Below are 16,421 nucleotides of genomic sequence, written 5' to 3'. Positions count from 1 at the left end.
TAGTGTCAGTCACTTCAATGTAGGCTGACCCGACGCCATCGCGAGCAGGCTCGCTCCCACAGTTGTTTTGTGGTGTACACAAGATCTGCATTCCCCCGCAAATCCCCTTGTGGGAGCGAGCCTGCTCGCGAAGGCGTAGTGTCAGGCACTTCAATGTAGGCTGAACTGACGCATTCGCGAGCAAGCCCGCTCCCACAGTTGTTTTGTGGTGTTCACAGGATCTGCGTACCGCCGCAAATCCCTCCTGTGGGAGCAAAGCTTGCTCGCGAAGGCGGTGTGTCAGGGCACTTCGATGCTGGCTGAACTGACGCATTCGCGAGCAGGCTCGCTCCCACAGTTGTTTTGTGGTGTACACAAGATCTGCACTCCCCCGCAAATCCCTCCTGTGGGAGCGGGCTTGCTCGCGAAGGCGTAGTGTCAGGCACTTCAATGTAGGCTGAACTGACGCATTCGCGAGCAAGCCCGCTCCCACAGTTGTTTTGTGGTGTACACAAGATCTGCGTACCGCCGCAAATCCCCCCTGTGGGAGCGGGCTTGCTCGCGAAGGCGTAGTGTCAGGCACTTCAATGTAGGCTGAACTGACGCATTCGCGAGCAAGCCCGCTCCCACAGTTGTTTTGTGGTGTACACAAGATCTGCATTCCTCCGCAAATCCCCCTGTGGGAGCGAGCCTGCTCGCGATGGGGCCTTAGGATCAGACCCTGAACTGGTTGATCAGCCGCCGCTGCTGCTCTGCCAGTTTGGTCAGGCCGGCGCTGGCCGCGCTGGATTCGTCGGCACCGCTGGCCACTTCGTTCGCCACTTGCCCGATGTTGATCACGTTGCGGTTGATGTCGTCGGCCACGGCGCTCTGTTCCTCGGCAGCGCTGGCAATCTGGGTGTTCATGTCGTTGATCACCGACACCGCCTGGGTAATCGTTTCCAAGGCCTGGGCCGCTTTCGCCGCATGCTGCACGCTTTCATCGGTGCGATGCTGGCTGTCTTCCATCACCCGAACCACATCCCGGGTGCCTTGTTGCAGTTGCTGGATCATTGCCTGGATTTCTTCAGTCGCCTGCTGGGTCTTCTGCGCCAGGTTGCGCACTTCATCGGCGACCACCGCGAAACCACGGCCCTGTTCACCGGCCCGGGCGGCTTCGATGGCTGCGTTGAGGGCCAACAGGTTGGTTTGCTCGGCGATCCCGCGGATGGCAGTGAGGATCGCATTGATGTTCTCGCTGTCCTTGGCCAGGGTCTGCACCACACCCACCGCCTTGCCGATTTCCACGGCCAGGGCGCCAATGGAGGTGGAAGTGTCCCGGACGATCTGCATGCCCTGGCTGGCAGCCTGGTCCGCATGACTGGCGGCCTGGGCGGCCTGGGTCGCGTTGCGGGCCACGTCCTGGGCGGTGGCGGTCATTTCGTGCACGGCCGTGGCGACCTGATCGATCTCCGACATCTGCTTATGCACACCTTGGTTGGTACGGATCGCGATGTCAGCGGTGTGCTCCGATGAATCGCTGACACTCTGCACCGAGGTCACCACCTGGGTGATCATGCCCTGCAACTTGCTCAGGAAGGTGTTGAAGCCCCTGGCGATCGCGCCCAGTTCGTCGGCGCGGTCGCTCACCAGGCGACGGGTCAGGTCGCCTTCGCCCTGGGCGATGTCATCGAGCATCGCCACCATTTGCTTGAGTGGCCGGGCGATGCCGTGGCCCACCAGCCAGATCACCAGCAGACCGATCCCGGCAATCACCAGGCCCACCATCGCCATGCCGAAGATGTCGGTCTGGCGCCGATGGTCGAGGTCTTGCTGCAAGGCTTGCAGGTCGGCCATGACCGCGCTCAGCGGCAGTTGCAGCATCAGCGTCCAGCGGGCGTTGGTCTCGCCGATGCCGAACGGCATGTACACCTCGATATGCCCATGGGCTTCGTCGATGTCGTAGCGCACTTCGCCGACGCCCAGTTTGGTCAGGTTATCCAGTTCGTTGGCGTCCAGCAGGTCGCTGGCCTTTTCCCCGAGTTTGCTCGGGTCCTTGGTGAAGGCCACCAGCCGGTTGTTGCTTGAGAGCAAGGCCATTTCCCCGGCGCCGTCGTACAGCTTGCCGTCGGCGGCCACGAGCATGTCCTGGATGAAGTTCACCGACAGGTCGGCACCGACGATGCCCTGGAACTTGCCCTCGATCATGATCGGTTCGATGAACGAAGCGAGCATGGTCATCGTGCTGCCGACGCGGTAGGGCGCCGGATCGATCACGCAGGCCTTCTTGCTGTCCTGGGAGCACAGGTAGTACTCACTGGCGCGAATGCCGGTGGAGAGCAGTTTTTGATCGGTCACATCGGCGAGCTTTTCCAGGCCCAGGGAGCCGTCCTGGTTGCGAAACCACCAGGGCAGGAAACGCCCGTTGGTTTCCATGCCCAGCACCGGGCTGTCCACGTAATTGGCGTCGTCGCGGTCGATGGCATTCGGCTCCCAGGCGATGTAGGCGCCGAGGATTTTCGGGTTGCGTACGACGGTTTCGCGCAACAGGCTGATCATCTGCTCGCGGGGCACCTTCAGTTGCGGGTTGCCGTCCGCGCCGTTCATGCCCATCAAGGCATTCGGGGTGGCCAGGCCGCGGGCGAGCAACAGCGGGGCTTCCAGTTCCCGCTGGATCAGGCTGGCCTGGGTGCGCGCCAAGGCACTGAGGCGTTGTTCGATGAGTTGTTCGAACTGCGCCTTGGTTCGCTGTTGCACCATCTCCTGGGTGCGGGCACCGGCAAACAGCGCGTACAGCACAAGGGCGCCGACCACGCTGAGCACGATGGCACCGGCCAGGGCGGCCACGGAAAACTGGATCGATCTGAATTTCATAAAGACTCCGGACGCGGAAATGACGTCTGGGATCTTTATCGGCGTTTCCGTGGCGCGGCATGAGGCGCTGTTCGTCGGGTGACTGTTTTGGCTAGGTGGGTGTCGCAAATGGGCGCGGTGGTTCTGTCCAAAAAAACCGTAATCCCCTCGCTGTGTATCTGGCGCCGACACAAATCAAGGCCTAGGATACGCCCACGTTTCCAGGGAGCTTCTTTTACATGAACAAGACATTGATGGTGAGTGCTCTGAGCGCGGCGCTGCTGCTCGCCGGTTGCCAGTCGGTCAATACCACCAGCGGCGGAGCCGTGGGTGTGGAGCGCAAGCAGTACATGTTCAGCATGCTGTCGACCGACCAGGTCAACCAGATGTATGCCCAGTCCTATCAAAAGACGATGGGCGAGGCGAGTGCCCAGGGCGTCTTGGACAAGACCAGCAGCGATGCCAAGCGCGTCCAGGCCATCTCCAGTCGACTCATCGCCCAGGCGCCGGTGTTCCGTCCGGATTCGGCGCAATGGAACTGGGAAGTGAACCTGATCAAGAGCGACGAGCTCAACGCCAGCTGCGGCCCTGGTGGGAAAATCATTTTCTACACCGGCTTGATCAATCAGCTGAAGCTCACCGACGATGAGATCGCCGCGATCATCGGTCATGAAATCGCCCACGCCCTGCGCGAGCACGGGCGCGAAGCGATGTCCAAGGCCTACGGCATCGAAATGGCCAAGCAGGGCGCCGGTGCCTTGTTCGGCCTCGGCCAGGACAGCCTGGCCTTGGCCGACACCGTCGCCAACTACGGCATGACCTTGCCCAACAGCCGTGGCAACGAGAACGAAGCCGACCTGATCGGCCTCGAACTGGCCGCCCGCGCCGGCTATAACCCGAACGCCGCGATCACCTTGTGGAACAAGATGGCCAAGGCGTCGGAAGGCGCGCCACCGGAATTCATGAGCACCCACCCGTCGTCGAGCAGCCGTATCGCTTCGTTGCAGGCGGCGATTCCGAAGGTGATGCCGCTGTATCAGCAGGCCAAGAAGTAAGCTGTGGGAGCAAAGCTTGCTCGCGACAGGGGCGACGCGGACGTCAATCAGACCGCGTCATCGTTTATCGCGAGCAAGCTATGCTCCCACAGTTATCCTCTGCCCAAGGTGTGACACAGTCTCAAACCCACCCACTGCTCTGCATCGCCTTGTACACCGCCACGATCGCCAGGACGAAGAACGCCGAGGCGGCCAGGCGGCGGATCAGGGTCAGGGGCAGCTTCTCGGCGGCGAAATTGCCCGCCAGGACCACCGGCACGTTGGCAATCAACATGCCCACGGTGGTGCCGATGATCACCAGCCACAGCTCCGGGTATTGCGCGGCGAGCATCACCGTGGCGATCTGGGTCTTGTCGCCGATTTCCGCCAGGAAGAACGCAATCAGCGTGGTCAGGAACGGTCCGAACTTGCGGGCCGTGTTGGCTTCTTCATCGTCCAGTTTGTCCGGGACCAAGGTCCACAGTGCCGTGGCCGCGAAGCTGGCCGCCAGTATCCAGTGCAGGACCGCGTCGGAGAAAAAAACCGCTGACCCAGGCGCCGACCGCGCCGGCCGCCGCATGGTTGGCCAGGGTCGCGGCAACGATGCCAGCGATGATCGGCCAGGGTTTGCGAAAGCGTGCCGCCAGGATGAGCGCGAGCAATTGCGTCTTGTCGCCGATTTCGGCCAGCGCAACGATCGCCGTGGGTACCAGGAGTGAGTCCAGCATCAGGGAATTCCTAAAGGGGCGGGTCGACACGGCTATGACACGTACAGCCTTCCCGCCCCGGGTAAGGTGTGCGTGTCATAGGTCTTGTCAAACCCAGCGACCATCTGCGTGGACGCTTGGGCCGCATACGCCATGGTCTGCTGACCAAGTATGTTGACGTATGCCGGGCGAGCATGGCGCTCGCGGGAGACTACTCCCCTAGGACGGAGCGGATTCTGCCTAGGCAAATCCGATTGGGCAAGTGCTGTTTCCTAAAACATGTCAGCCACGCTTGGCCCGGTAGATGCGAAAGCCCTGGCCTTCGGCCTTGATTGCGCACACGCCCAGATGCTCTTCGATCAATGGTTGATACTTGAGGAAACTATTGGCAACCAGCCGAAGTTCGCCGCCGTTTTTCAGATGTTTGGCCGCTTTTCGCAGCAGGTTCTCTGTGGCGTGGTAATCGGTGTGCACGCCCACATGGAACGGTGGGTTGCTCAAGATCGCACTCAAACCCATCGGCGCGGCGTCAATGCCATCACCGGTCAGCACGTCGGCTTCCAGGCCATTGGCGGCCAGGGTCAGGCGACTGCTGGCGGCGGCAAAAGCGTCCACGTCCAGCAGGGTGACGGTATTGTGCGGGTAGCGTCGCTTGACCGCCGCCCCCAGCACCCCGGCACCGCAGCCGAAGTCCAGCAGATGCCCGCTGGGCAGTTTATCCAGGTGTTCCAACAGCAGCGCACTGCCGCGATCCAGGCGGCCATGGCTGAACACCCCGGGCAGGCTGATGACTGTCAGTGGGCCTTCGGCCAGGGGCAGTTCGTAGGTCTGGGCCAGGCTTTCCAGCGGCTTGGCCTCGGGCGCATTCGCGACCGTGACCTGCCACAGCTGGCAATGCCGTGCGCTATCGAGCTTGCGCGGCTTGCCGAACGGGTTGAGCTGCTTGGACGCCCCTTCGATGCCGCTGCGTTTTTCCCCCACCAGGTACACTTCACGACCAGCCAGGCGCGCCGCCACGGCATTGAGGATGTAATCGGTCAGGTCCTTGGCCTTGGGCAGGAATACCACGGCGGTGTCGAACCCATGCTCGGGGACGTTCACGCCAAAGTGGCTGCGCTCGGGGAAACGAGCATCCAGCGCTGCCTGATCGCCGGCATGCCAGCACCAGCCATGGGCCTCGGGCAAACGGCCGAGCAGGTCGTCGGCGGGCAGGCCGGCCAACAACACCGAACCCTGGAATAACTCGGCCTGACGAAGCAGTACTTCACTGCGCGGATCCATGGTCTGCTCCTTGAAAAAAAGTGCGGCAGTTTATCAACTGACGACACGCCGCGCTGTACCGCTGAAAAAGCCTTGGGCGTTTTCGCTCATTTGGCCGACGATCCGTTGCCGCGCCTCGCGGCTGCCCCAGGCGTTGTGGGGGGTGACGATCAAGCGTGGAATATCGCCGGCCAGCAGCGGATTGCCTTGGACCGGCGGCTCCACGCTCAGCACGTCGGTGGCGGCGCCGCCCAAGTGGCCGCTGCGCAGGGCCTCGGCCAGCGCCTGTTCGTCGATCAGGCCGCCACGGGCGGTGTTGACCACGAACGCACCGGGCTTGAGCAATGCCAGTTCGCGGGCGCCGATGAAGTGGCGGGTGTGCTCATTGAGTGGGCAGTGCAGGGTCAGGGCATCGACGTGTGGCAGCAATTGCTCCAGCGGCAAGCGGTCGGGGCGGGCCGGGCGCCCGGGGATCTGCCCCAGCAGCACACGCATGCCAAAGGCTTCGGCCAGCCGCCCGACGGCGCTGCCCAACTCGCCATGGCCGAGCAGGCCCAGGGTCTTGCCTTCCAGTTCGACAATCGGATAGTCCAGCAGGCAGAACTGCGAAGCTTGCTGCCAGCGGCCTTCACCCACCGCTTTTTGATAGTCGGCCAGGCGCGTCGCCAGGTTCAGCAACAACATGATCGTGTGCTGGGCCACCGATGGCGTGCCGTAGCCTTGGCAATTGCACACGGTGATGCCGTGGCTGCGGGCCGCCGCCAGGTCGACATTGTTGGTGCCGGTGGCACTGATCAGAATCAGCTTCAAGTCCGGGCTGGCCGCCATCGCCTGGGCATCGATCACGATTTTGTTGGTGATTGCCACGGTGGCGCCCTTGAGCCGCTCGGTCACCTGGTCTGGCGCGGTCCGGGCGAACAGTTGCAGTTCGCTGAAGCAGCTGCGCAGCGGGCCCAGGTCCAGGTCGCCGAGGTCCAGGGAAGGATGGTCGAGGAAAACGGCGCGGGCGGTGTTCGTCATCAGCTGTACCTTTTATGTCTAGAACCGAAGGCGTAATGTGGCGAGCCTATCAGATGGAATGCTGCCGTGGCGGCGTATACCTGTGGCGAGGGAGCTTGCTCCCGTTGGCCTGCGCAGCAGGCCCCGATACAAGGCAAGCGACTGCTGCGCAGTCGAGCGGGAGCAAGCTCCCTCGCCACGGGATGTCATCCAACAAAAGAATGTCGTAAGGAGCCCCCCATGTACCTCGCCGAATTCCTCACCGTCGCCCTGATCCACCTGCTGGCCGTCGCCAGCCCCGGGCCGGACTTTGCCGTGGTGGTGCGCGAAAGCGTGACCCATGGCCGGCGCGCCGGGACCTGGACGGCGCTGGGCGTCGGCACGGCGATTTTCCTGCATGTGGGCTATTCGTTGCTGGGCATCGGCCTGATCGTGTCGCAATCGATCGTACTGTTCAACGCGCTGAAGTGGGCCGCCGCCGCGTACTTGCTGTACATCGGCTTCAAGGCACTGCGGGCGCAACCGGCCAAGCCGGCCGAGGAAAACCTGCACCAGGAGATCGGTGAGCGTACCGCCCGCGGCGCGTTCATTTCCGGTTTTGTCACCAATGGCCTGAACCCCAAGGCGACGCTGTTTTTCCTGTCGCTGTTCACCGTGGTGATCAACCCGCATACACCGTTGGCGATCCAGGCCGGTTATGGCGTGTACCTGGCGGTGGCGACGGCCGTCTGGTTCTGCCTGGTGGCGCTGCTGTTCAGCCAGCAACGGGTACGCGCCGGTTTCGCGCGCATGGGCCACTGGTTCGACCGGACCATGGGCGCGGTGCTCGTCGCCATTGGCGTGAAACTGGCGTTTACCGAGTCGCACTGATCCATGCACTCTCGCTTTGCGTAGGAGCTGCCGAAGGCTGCGATCTTTTGATCTTTTGATCTTTCGCTCTGGATTCAATTGGCAGGGGAAAGATCGCAGCCTCGTTGCACTCGGCAGCTCCTACGGTCCCAGGTATGGCTCAAGGCTAGTATTTGCGCGCTGATCAAATCATTCCTTTGGCTGATTTGATCCGTGTATAAGCGCTCTAGAGTGCTTACTTCCAGCCAAGACCGTGCAGTCAGAAAAGGGACTCTTATGTTGCAGACTCGCGTTATTCCTCCCGCCGAAGGCGCCTATCAATACCCGCTGCTGATCAAGCGGCTGCTGATGTCCGGCACGCGTTACGAGAAAACCCGCGAGATCATCTACCGTGACCAGTTGCGCTACAGCTATCCGACGCTGATCGAGCGGGTCGCGCGCCTGGCCAACGTGTTGACCGAGGCGGGGGTCAAGGCCGGCGATACCGTGGCGGTGATGGACTGGGACAGCCATCGCTACCTGGAATGCATGTTCGCGATCCCGATGATCGGCGCGGTGATCCACACCATCAACGTGCGCCTTTCACCAGAGCAGATCGTCTACACCATGAACCACGCCGAGGACCGCTTCGTGCTGGTCAACAGCGAGTTCGTCGGCTTGTACCAGGCGATAGCCGGGCACCTGACCACGGTGGACAAGACCCTGCTGCTGACCGACCTGCCGGAAAAAACCGCCGACCTGCCGAACCTGGTGGGCGAGTACGAACAATTGCTGGCCGCCGCCGCCCCCACCTACGATTTCCAGGATTTCGACGAAAACTCCGTCGCCACCACGTTCTATACCACCGGCACCACGGGCAACCCCAAGGGCGTGTACTTCACCCATCGGCAACTGGTGCTGCACACCATGGGCGTGGCGACCATCATGGGCTCCATCGACAGCGTGCGGCTGCTGGGCACCAACGACGTGTACATGCCCATCACGCCGATGTTCCATGTCCACGCCTGGGGCCTGCCCTACGTGGCGACCATGCTCGGGCTCAAGCAGGTCTACCCGGGCCGCTACGATCCGGAATTCCTGGTCGAGTTGTGGCGCAAGGAAAAGGTCACCTTCTCCCATTGCGTGCCGACCATCCTGCAAATGGTCCTCAATGCCAAGGGCGCCCAGGACACCGACTTCGGCGGCTGGAAAATCGTCATCGGCGGCAGCGCCCTGAACCGCAGCCTGTACGAAGCGGCCAAGGCCCGGGGCATCCAGCTCACCGCCGCCTACGGCATGTCGGAAACCGGCCCGCTGGTGTCCTGCGCCCACCTCAACGCGGAACTGATGGCCGGCAGCGAAGACGAACGCACCACCTACCGGATCAAGGCCGGTGTGCCGGGGCCACTGGTGGAGGCGGCGATTGTCGACACCGAGGGGAATTTCCTGCCGGCCGACGGCGAGACCCAGGGCGAACTGGTGCTGCGTGCGCCGTGGCTCACCGAAGGCTATTTCAACGAGCCGCAGAAGGGCGCCGAACTCTGGGCTGGCGGCTGGCTGCACACCGGTGACGTCGCCACGCTGGACAACATGGGCTTCATCGACATCCGCGACCGCATCAAGGACGTGATCAAGACCGGTGGCGAATGGATCTCCTCCCTGGACCTGGAAGACCTCATCAGCCGTCACGCAGCGGTACGCGAAGTAGCAGTGGTTGGCATTCCCGATCCGCAGTGGGGCGAGCGGCCGTTTGCCTTGCTGGTGATTCGCGAAGGGCATGAGATCGGGGCTCGCGAGCTCAAGGAACACCTCAAGCCGTTCGTCGAGCTGGGGCACCTGAGCAAGTGGGCGATCCCGAGCCAGATCGCCCTTGTTACGGAAATTCCCAAGACCAGCGTCGGCAAGCTCGACAAGAAGCGCATCCGCGTCGACATCACCGAATGGCAGCGCAACAACAGCACCTTCCTGTCCACGCTTTAGGCCTTTTTGCCGTGCCCGAAAGGGCACGGCAGGCCCACCAAGCAAGCGCTTGCCTTGTCAAACCGAAAATTTCAGCCATCCTTGCCGTGCCGGCATCTGTCGGCCTGGCGAAAGGACTGTTCCAGAGTGGTTGAGGGCTGCAAATCACACTTTAGAGGGATCAAGCCGTACTACCTGCTGGCTATAGTCCGCTCACGGATTCTCAAGAACGGGGCGCACGCACGAAAGGGCGATGCGACTTCGACGGATGTCGGGACGCTGCCGCTCCCTGCCGCCGAGGTGTTCTTGAAATGTCCATCGCCATAACAATAATGCACATGGAGTAGCGTCGATGACCTCAGCAACCACGTTCTGGCGCCGGGCAAAACTGCCTCTGGCGGTCAGTCTCGCCTCTTCGCTCGCCGGGCCTGCATTCGGCGTCAGTTTCAACATCGGTGAAATCGAAGGCCAGTTCGACTCGTCCCTGTCCGTCGGCGCGAGCTGGTCCACGGCCAACGCCAACAAGGACCTGATCGGCGTCAACAATGGCGGCAAGGGTTTGTCGCAGACCTCCGATGACGGCCACCTGAATTTCAAGCGCGGGGAAACCTTCTCGAAGATCTTCAAGGGCATCCATGACCTGGAACTGAAGTACGGCGATACCGGCGTATTCGTGCGCGGCAAGTACTGGTACGACTTCGAACTCAAGGACGAACACCGCCTGTACAAGGACATCAGCGACAGCAACCGCAAGGAAGGCGCCCAGTCTTCCGGCGGGCAGATCCTCGACGCATTCATCTACCACAACTACGCCATTGCCGATCAGCCGGGCTCGGTCCGCCTGGGCAAGCAGGTGGTCAGCTGGGGTGAAAGTACCTTCATCCAGGGCGGCATCAACTCCATCAACCCGGTCGACGTGTCCGCGTTCCGTCGTCCTGGCGCCGAGGTCAAGGAAGGCCTGATCCCGGTGAACATGTTCTACGTCTCCCAGAGCCTGACTGACAACCTGTCGGCCGAGGCGTTCTACCAGTTGGAGTGGGACCAGACCGTGGTGGATAACTGCGGCACGTTCTTCTCCCAGCCGGATGTGATTGCCGATGGGTGCACCAATAACCTGCGGGTGCTGAACAAGCGTTCAAGCATTCCGCTGCCGGGCGTCCTTCTTCCGATATTGGAAGGCCAGGGTGTCGATATCAACGAAGAAGGCGTGCTGGTACGCCGTGGCCCGGATCGCGATGCCCGCGACAGTGGCCAGTGGGGCGCGTCGTTGAAGTACATGTTCGAACCGCTGGACACCGAGTTCGGTGCCTACTTCATGAACTACCACAGTCGTGCGCCGATCTTCAGTGCCACCGGTGCGCCTCAGTCAGTCTACGACGCGGTCAGTGGCTCGCCGCTGGCGCCATTGATCGTCGCGGGTAATTCCCAATATTTCGTCGAATATCCGGAAGATATCCGTCTCTACGGCTTGAGTTTCTCCACCACCCTGCCAACCGGTACGGCGTGGAGCGGTGAGATCAGCTATCGGCCGAACGCGCCGGTGCAATTGAGCACCACCGATATCCTGTTCGCCGGCGTTCGCCCGCTCGGTGGTCCTACGTTGGGCAATGCTTCGCTGCTCCCGGGTGTGCCAGGCCAGGATCTGCATGGTTATCGTCGCAAGGAAATCACTCAGTTCCAGACCACCTTCACTCACTTCTTGGATCAGGTCATGGGCGCCAGTCGCCTCACACTGGTAGGTGAAGTCGGCGTTACTCATGTTGGAGGCTTGGAAAGCAAGTCGGACGTTCGCTACGGTCGTGACCCTGTCTTTGGTCCGGGGCAACTGCCCAGCGGAGCCTGTGACAGGCTCAACGGCTCTACCGCCGCAGGTGGCGGCCAGACCATCAACGACGTGAACAGCAACTGCAACAACGACGGCTTCACCACCTCCACGTCCTGGGGCTACCGTGCGCGCGCCATCTGGGAATACCCGGACGTCTTCGCCGGCGTGAACCTCAAGCCCAACGTGGCCTGGTCCCATGACGTCAAGGGCTACTCGCCAGGCCCTGGCGCCAACTTTGAAGAAGGCCGCAAGGCCGTCAGCCTCGGGCTGGATGCCGAGTACCAGAACACTTACAACGCCAGCCTGGCCTACACCAACTTCTTTGGTGGCGACTTCAGCACCGTGGACGATCGCGACTTCCTGGCGCTCAGCGTCGGCGTGACCTTCTAAGCACCGTATTTCAGGACGACACACTATGAAAATAACAAAGAATCTGATGCAGGCTGGTGTTCTGGGGCTATCCCTGCTGGCCGCCAGCGTCATGGCGGCGGTACCCGCGGCCGAGGCCGATAAACTGGGCAAGAGCCTGACGCCGATGGGCGCCGAGATGGCCGGCAATGCCGATGGCTCGATCCCGGCCTGGAAAGCCATGGCCAAGAATGCCGGTGCCGTGGACAGCAAGGGTTTCCTTGCCGACCCGTTCCCGACTGAGAAACCGCTGTTCACCATCACCGCGCAGAACGTCGAGCAGTACAAGGCCAAACTCGCCCCGGGCCAGTACGCGATGTTCAAGCGCTACCCGGAAACCTTCAAGATGCCGGTCTACCCGACCCATCGCGGCGCCACCGTGCCGGACGAGGTGTTCGCCTCCATCAAGAAGAATGCGGTCAACACCAAGCTGGTGTCCGGCGGCAACGGCCTGGAGAACTTCGAGACGGCCGTGCCGTTCCCGATCCCCCAGAGCGGCGTGGAAGTGATCTGGAACCACATCACCCGCTATCGCGGCGGCAGCGTGACGCGCCTGGTCACCCAGGCCACCCCGCAGCCCAACGGCTCCTACAGCCTGGTGTATTTCCGCGACCAGTTCGTGTTCCGCGACAAGATGAAGGATTTCGATCCGGCCAACCCAGGCAACATCCTGTTCTACTTCAAGCAACAAGTGACCGCGCCGGCGCGCCTGGCCGGTGGCGTGCTGCTGGTGCACGAAACCCTCGACCAAGTGAAGGAACCGCGTTCGGCATGGGTCTACAACGCTGGCCAGCGCCGTGTGCGCCGTGCCCCGCAAGTGTCCTATGACGGCCCGGGTACCGCCGCCGACGGCCTGCGTACCTCCGACAATCTGGACATGTACAACGGCGCGCCGGATCGCTACGACTGGAAGCTGGAAGGCAAGAAAGAGCTGTACATCGCCGCCAACAGCTACAAGATCGATTCGCCGCAACTCAAGTACGCCGACATCATCAAGGCCGGCCACATCAACCAGGACCTGACTCGCTATGAGCTGCGTCGTGTCTGGCATGTGACCGCGACCCTGAAGGAAGGCCAGCGTCACATCTACGCCAAGCGTGATTTCTACATCGACGAAGACACCTGGCAAGCCGCGGTGATCGACCACTACGACGGTCGTGGGCAACTGTGGCGCGTGGCCGAGGCCCATGCCGAGAACTACTACGACAAGCAAGTGCCGTGGTACGCCCTGGAAACCCTCTACGACCTGCAGTCCGGCCGCTACCTGGCGCTGGGCATGAAGAACGAAGAGAAATCGGCCTACGACTTCGGCTTCACCGCCACCACCGCCGACTTCACTCCGAACGCATTGCGCCAGGAAGGTATCCGCTAAACCGCTCCACCCGAGGCCGCATCCTCGAAACAACGCCCCGACTGGTTCGGGGCGTTTTTTTTGACCCACACAAAACCCCCGTGGCGAGGGAGCTTGCTCCCGCTGGACTGCGAAGCAGTCCCAAAGCAGAGTACTCGGGGTGTCAGATCAAACGGGGCGGCCTTGGGGCTGCTGCGCACCCCAGCGGGAGCAAGCTCCCTCGCCACAAGAGCGGCGGCTGCCTGGATTTTTCACGTCGGTCGGCGTGTAGTCTTTTTGTAGCCATTTGTAGCACTCCCTTCAATACCTCCTCGTTTACCGCTAGTCTGCGGACATCTGCAACGCCGCCACCCGCATTCCAACAAGAGCCGGCCATGACTGATTTGTCTTCACTTCCGGATTCTGCCCGCGCAGCCATCGCGGTACAGGACGGGCGTTTCTACCGCCCGCCCTTGCCCGACGGCCATGTCGTGCGGCCGCGGTTGTGCGAGCGTTTGGCCGCTGGGCTCGGAGGCAGGTTGTTGTTGGTCAGTGCGCCGGCGGGGTTTGGTAAAAGCTCCCTGGCGGTGGAGTTCTGCCAGAGCCTGCCAGCTTATTGGCAAAGTCTCTGGCTGGGGCTCAGCGCCCGGGACAACGATCCCGGGCGTTTCCTGGAACGTTTGCTCGAAGGGCTCCAGGCCTTTTTCCCGCAACTGGGTGGCCGGGCGCTGGGGTTGCTGAAAATGCGCCAGCGCCACCAGCCCTTTGCCTTTGAAGAATGGCTCGATGGCCTGCTGGACGAACTGTCCACGCACTTGTCGCCGCGCAACCCCTTGTTGCTGGTCCTGGACGATTACCACCTGGCCCAAAGCCCGGTGCTGGATCGCTGCCTGCAATTTTTCCTCAATCACCTGCCCGACGGTCTGCTGGTCCTTGTCACCAGCCGCCAGCGTCCGGACTGGCACCTGGCGCGCCTGCGCCTGTCGCGGCAACTGCTCGAACTCAATGAACAAGACCTGCGCCTGACCCATGACGAAGCCTTGACCCTGCTCCAGCATCACAGCAGCTCGTTGCGTGGTGAGGCGTTGGAAAACCTCATCCAGCGCAGCGAAGGTTGGGTGGCGGGGCTGCGGTTCTGGTTGCTGGCGGCGTCTGAAGCCGGCACCGAAGGCCTGCTGCCCCAGGCCTTGAATGGCGGCGAAGGGCTGATTCGCGATTACCTGCTCGAAGAAGTCATCGATTGCCTGCCCGCCGAGGTGCAGGCGTTCCTCTATGACACGGCCCCTCAGGAACGCTTTTGCAGCGCGCTGTGCGACGCCGTGCGCGAAGCCCATGACAGCGCCGAGATCCTGCGTTACCTGGCGTCCCACCAAGTATTCCTGGTGCCTTTGGACGAGCACGGCCATTGGTACCGTTACCACCATCTGTTTTCCGATCTGCTGCGCAGTCGGCCCAGCGCGCCGGCCATGGTCCCGGCCGCGACCCTGCACCTGCGGGCCTGCCGCTGGTTCAACGCCCAGGGCCTGATCGACGAAGCCGTGGAGCAGGCGTTGCGGGCCGGCCACCTGGATGTGGCGGCGAACCTGGTGCAGAACCTCTCGGAGGAACAACTGCTGGCCGAGCAGAACGTCGGCATGTTGCTGCGCTGGAAAATGGACCTGCCCGACAGCCTGCTCATCAGCACGCCGCGGCTGATCGTGCTCTACAGTTGGGCGCTGGGGTTGGCCTGCCAGCTGGATGCCGCCGAAGAGCTGGCCGCGCACTTGAGTCGTTTCCTGCCCGCCCCTTCGGCTACCGCGCAAAAATCCATGCTCGCCCAATGGCTGGCCCTGAGCGGCATCGTCGCCCGGGGGCGTGGTGATCGCGAGGCCACCGTGCGTTATTGCAGCGAAGCCCTGGAGAGCCTGCCGCAAAAACGTTACGGCCAGCGGCTGATGTGCCTGTCTACGTTGTCGAACCTGGCCATTGCCGACGGCGACCTGTGGCGCGCGCGTAACCTGAACCGCGATTCCCTGGAGCTGGCGCAGCGGGTCGGCAATCCATTGTTCGAGGCCTTGGCCCATTACGATCGGGCCCGGGTCCTGCAGGCGCGGGGAGAGATCCTGCGGGCACTGGATGAAGTGCACCATGGCCTGCAACGCTTGCACAAATTATCGCCCCAGCGGCTTTATGCGGTGCGGGCACGACTGATCATGTACGAAGGTTTCCTGCTGACCTTGCGCATGCAGCCCCAGGCCGGCCTGGCGCGGTTGCAGGCCGGCCTTACCGAAGCCCGCGCCTGCCGCGACATCAGCGTGCTGATCGGTCACTGCGTGGTCGCGCGGATCGAAGGCTACAGCGGCGAGTTCGCCCGGGCTTTTGCCGAACTGGCTGAAGCCGAGCGCCTGATGCACATCTGGGATGTTCCGCCGATCTACTACCTGGCGATGATTACCCTGGTCAAATGCGAACTCTGGCTGGCCCAGGGCCGTACCGACCTGGCCGAAGCCTGGCTGGCCCGCCTGGGCCAGACCTACACGGGTGAGCGGGCCGCCGCGCCTCCGGAATTCCACCCGCAACTGCCGCTGCATGTCGAACTGCAACAGGCGGTGCTGGAATCCATCCGGGGTCAACCGATGCTCGCCGAAGGCCGGCTCAATGCCTTGTTGGAGCACGGCCAGCAAACCGGCCGGCAGATGCTCAGCGTGATGGCGCTCAACCAGAAAGTCGCCTTGCTGTTGAGTCTCGGCCGCGAACCCGAAGCCCGCCGCACCCTGGCCCAGGCTTTCGAAGCCGCCAGCGGTGGGGTGTTGCAGCCGTTCGAGTGGTTGCTGGGCAAGCACTGTGAATGGCTGCGCGAACAACTGCAGAACGCGCCGCCCAGCACTTTGCGCGAACATCTGCTCGAACGCCTGCCCTCGGTGGCCCAACCGGTCGACCCTGCGGCACCTGTCGAAACCCTGAGCAGTCGCGAACGGGCGGTGTTGCAGTTGATTGCCCAAGGCTGTTCGAACCAGGAGATCAGCGAGCAATTGTTTATCTCCCTGCACACCGTCAAGACCCACGCCAGCCACATCAACAGCAAACTCGGCGTCGAGCGCCGCACCCAGGCGGTGGCGCGGGCGAAAGCATTGGGGTTGTTGGGTTGAGCAAGATTTTGCGGCCGGTGAGATCCCGTGGCGAGGGAGCTTGCTCCCGCTGGGCTGCGAAGCAGCCCCAACTGATAATCTGACACACCGCGGTGCCACGTGAAGGGTCGCTTCGCAACCCAGCGGGAGCAA

The 16,421-nt window shown here is 62.4% G+C and carries 9 protein-coding genes, 2 pseudogenes and 1 riboswitch; of the genes and pseudogenes, 6 read left to right on the top strand and 5 right to left on the bottom strand.

Annotated elements, in window-relative coordinates; translation table 11 throughout:
- Positions 1-693: 693 nt before the first annotated feature.
- Together M1D99_RS25200 and M1D99_RS25195 are read right to left on the bottom strand one after the other, a co-directional pair.
- A complete protein-coding gene (locus M1D99_RS25200) occupies positions 694-1,437 on the bottom strand; it encodes a methyl-accepting chemotaxis protein (RefSeq protein WP_408003314.1) in 744 nt (247 codons plus the stop codon).
- A 114-nt stretch (positions 1,438-1,551) separates the two neighbouring features.
- Positions 1,552-1,746 (bottom strand): annotated as a pseudogene (locus M1D99_RS25195) (HAMP domain-containing protein); the annotation flags it as partial.
- Between the two features lie 1,304 nt (positions 1,747-3,050).
- Between M1D99_RS25195 and M1D99_RS25190 the strand changes: the two are divergent.
- The gene (locus M1D99_RS25190; protein WP_186708870.1) at positions 3,051-3,866 is read left to right on the top strand and encodes a M48 family metallopeptidase; all 816 of its coding nucleotides are present in this window, start codon (positions 3,051-3,053) and stop codon (positions 3,864-3,866) included.
- 121 nt (positions 3,867-3,987) lie between these two features.
- Here the strand turns inward: M1D99_RS25190 and M1D99_RS25185 are convergent.
- The 3 genes and pseudogenes from M1D99_RS25185 to M1D99_RS25175 form a co-directional block, all read right to left on the bottom strand.
- Positions 3,988-4,573: pseudogene (locus M1D99_RS25185) on the bottom strand (TMEM165/GDT1 family protein).
- Between the two features lie 89 nt (positions 4,574-4,662).
- Positions 4,663-4,785, bottom strand: a riboswitch (yybP-ykoY riboswitch).
- A 49-nt stretch (positions 4,786-4,834) separates the two neighbouring features.
- A complete protein-coding gene (locus M1D99_RS25180; RefSeq protein ID WP_186730422.1) occupies positions 4,835-5,833 on the bottom strand; it encodes a class I SAM-dependent methyltransferase in 999 nt (332 codons plus the stop codon).
- Between the two features lie 33 nt (positions 5,834-5,866).
- On the bottom strand, positions 5,867-6,832 hold the full coding sequence (locus M1D99_RS25175; RefSeq protein ID WP_458130938.1) for a 2-hydroxyacid dehydrogenase: 966 nt from the start codon (positions 6,830-6,832) through the stop codon (positions 5,867-5,869).
- A gap of 219 nt (positions 6,833-7,051) precedes the next feature.
- Here M1D99_RS25175 and M1D99_RS25170 point away from each other — a divergent pair, with 219 nt between their 5' ends.
- From M1D99_RS25170 to M1D99_RS25150, 5 genes are all read left to right on the top strand, one after another.
- The gene (locus M1D99_RS25170; RefSeq protein WP_207963216.1) at positions 7,052-7,681 is read left to right on the top strand and encodes a LysE family translocator; all 630 of its coding nucleotides are present in this window, start codon (positions 7,052-7,054) and stop codon (positions 7,679-7,681) included.
- Positions 7,682-7,936: 255 nt separating this feature from the next.
- Positions 7,937-9,619 carry a fatty acid--CoA ligase gene (locus tag M1D99_RS25165; protein WP_186730424.1) on the top strand — a complete coding sequence of 561 codons (1,683 nt, stop codon included), beginning with the start codon at positions 7,937-7,939 and terminating at the stop codon, positions 9,617-9,619.
- Between the two features lie 331 nt (positions 9,620-9,950).
- Entirely contained in the window at positions 9,951-11,813 is a 1,863-nt protein-coding gene (locus tag M1D99_RS25160) for a DUF1302 domain-containing protein (RefSeq protein ID WP_434572293.1), read from the top strand.
- A gap of 25 nt (positions 11,814-11,838) precedes the next feature.
- The gene (locus M1D99_RS25155) at positions 11,839-13,203 is read left to right on the top strand and encodes a DUF1329 domain-containing protein (RefSeq protein ID WP_434572291.1); all 1,365 of its coding nucleotides are present in this window, start codon (positions 11,839-11,841) and stop codon (positions 13,201-13,203) included.
- A gap of 353 nt (positions 13,204-13,556) precedes the next feature.
- Positions 13,557-16,289 carry a LuxR C-terminal-related transcriptional regulator gene (locus tag M1D99_RS25150; protein ID WP_458130937.1) on the top strand — a complete coding sequence of 911 codons (2,733 nt, stop codon included), beginning with the start codon at positions 13,557-13,559 and terminating at the stop codon, positions 16,287-16,289.
- Positions 16,290-16,421: the final 132 nt, after the last annotated feature.

Source organism: Pseudomonas sp. R3-41 (assembly GCF_054161485.1).
Note: the sequence above shows the minus strand (reverse complement) of the source record. Positions and strands in the feature narration are given on the sequence as shown.

What these genes read in the sequence shown, in the direction of transcription:
- M1D99_RS25200 (WP_408003314.1), bottom strand. Translation starts at nt 1,437, where the DNA reads ATGTCGGAGATCGATCAGGTCGCCACGGCCGTGCACGAAATGACCGCC.
- M1D99_RS25190 (WP_186708870.1), top strand. Translation starts at nt 3,051, where the DNA reads ATGAACAAGACATTGATGGTGAGTGCTCTGAGCGCGGCGCTGCTGCTC.
- M1D99_RS25180 (WP_186730422.1), bottom strand. Translation starts at nt 5,833, where the DNA reads ATGGATCCGCGCAGTGAAGTACTGCTTCGTCAGGCCGAGTTATTCCAG.
- M1D99_RS25175 (WP_458130938.1), bottom strand. Translation starts at nt 6,832, where the DNA reads ATGACGAACACCGCCCGCGCCGTTTTCCTCGACCATCCTTCCCTGGAC.
- M1D99_RS25170 (WP_207963216.1), top strand. Translation starts at nt 7,052, where the DNA reads ATGTACCTCGCCGAATTCCTCACCGTCGCCCTGATCCACCTGCTGGCC.
- M1D99_RS25165 (WP_186730424.1), top strand. Translation starts at nt 7,937, where the DNA reads ATGTTGCAGACTCGCGTTATTCCTCCCGCCGAAGGCGCCTATCAATAC.
- M1D99_RS25160 (WP_434572293.1), top strand. Translation starts at nt 9,951, where the DNA reads ATGACCTCAGCAACCACGTTCTGGCGCCGGGCAAAACTGCCTCTGGCG.
- M1D99_RS25155 (WP_434572291.1), top strand. Translation starts at nt 11,839, where the DNA reads ATGAAAATAACAAAGAATCTGATGCAGGCTGGTGTTCTGGGGCTATCC.
- M1D99_RS25150 (WP_458130937.1), top strand. Translation starts at nt 13,557, where the DNA reads ATGACTGATTTGTCTTCACTTCCGGATTCTGCCCGCGCAGCCATCGCG.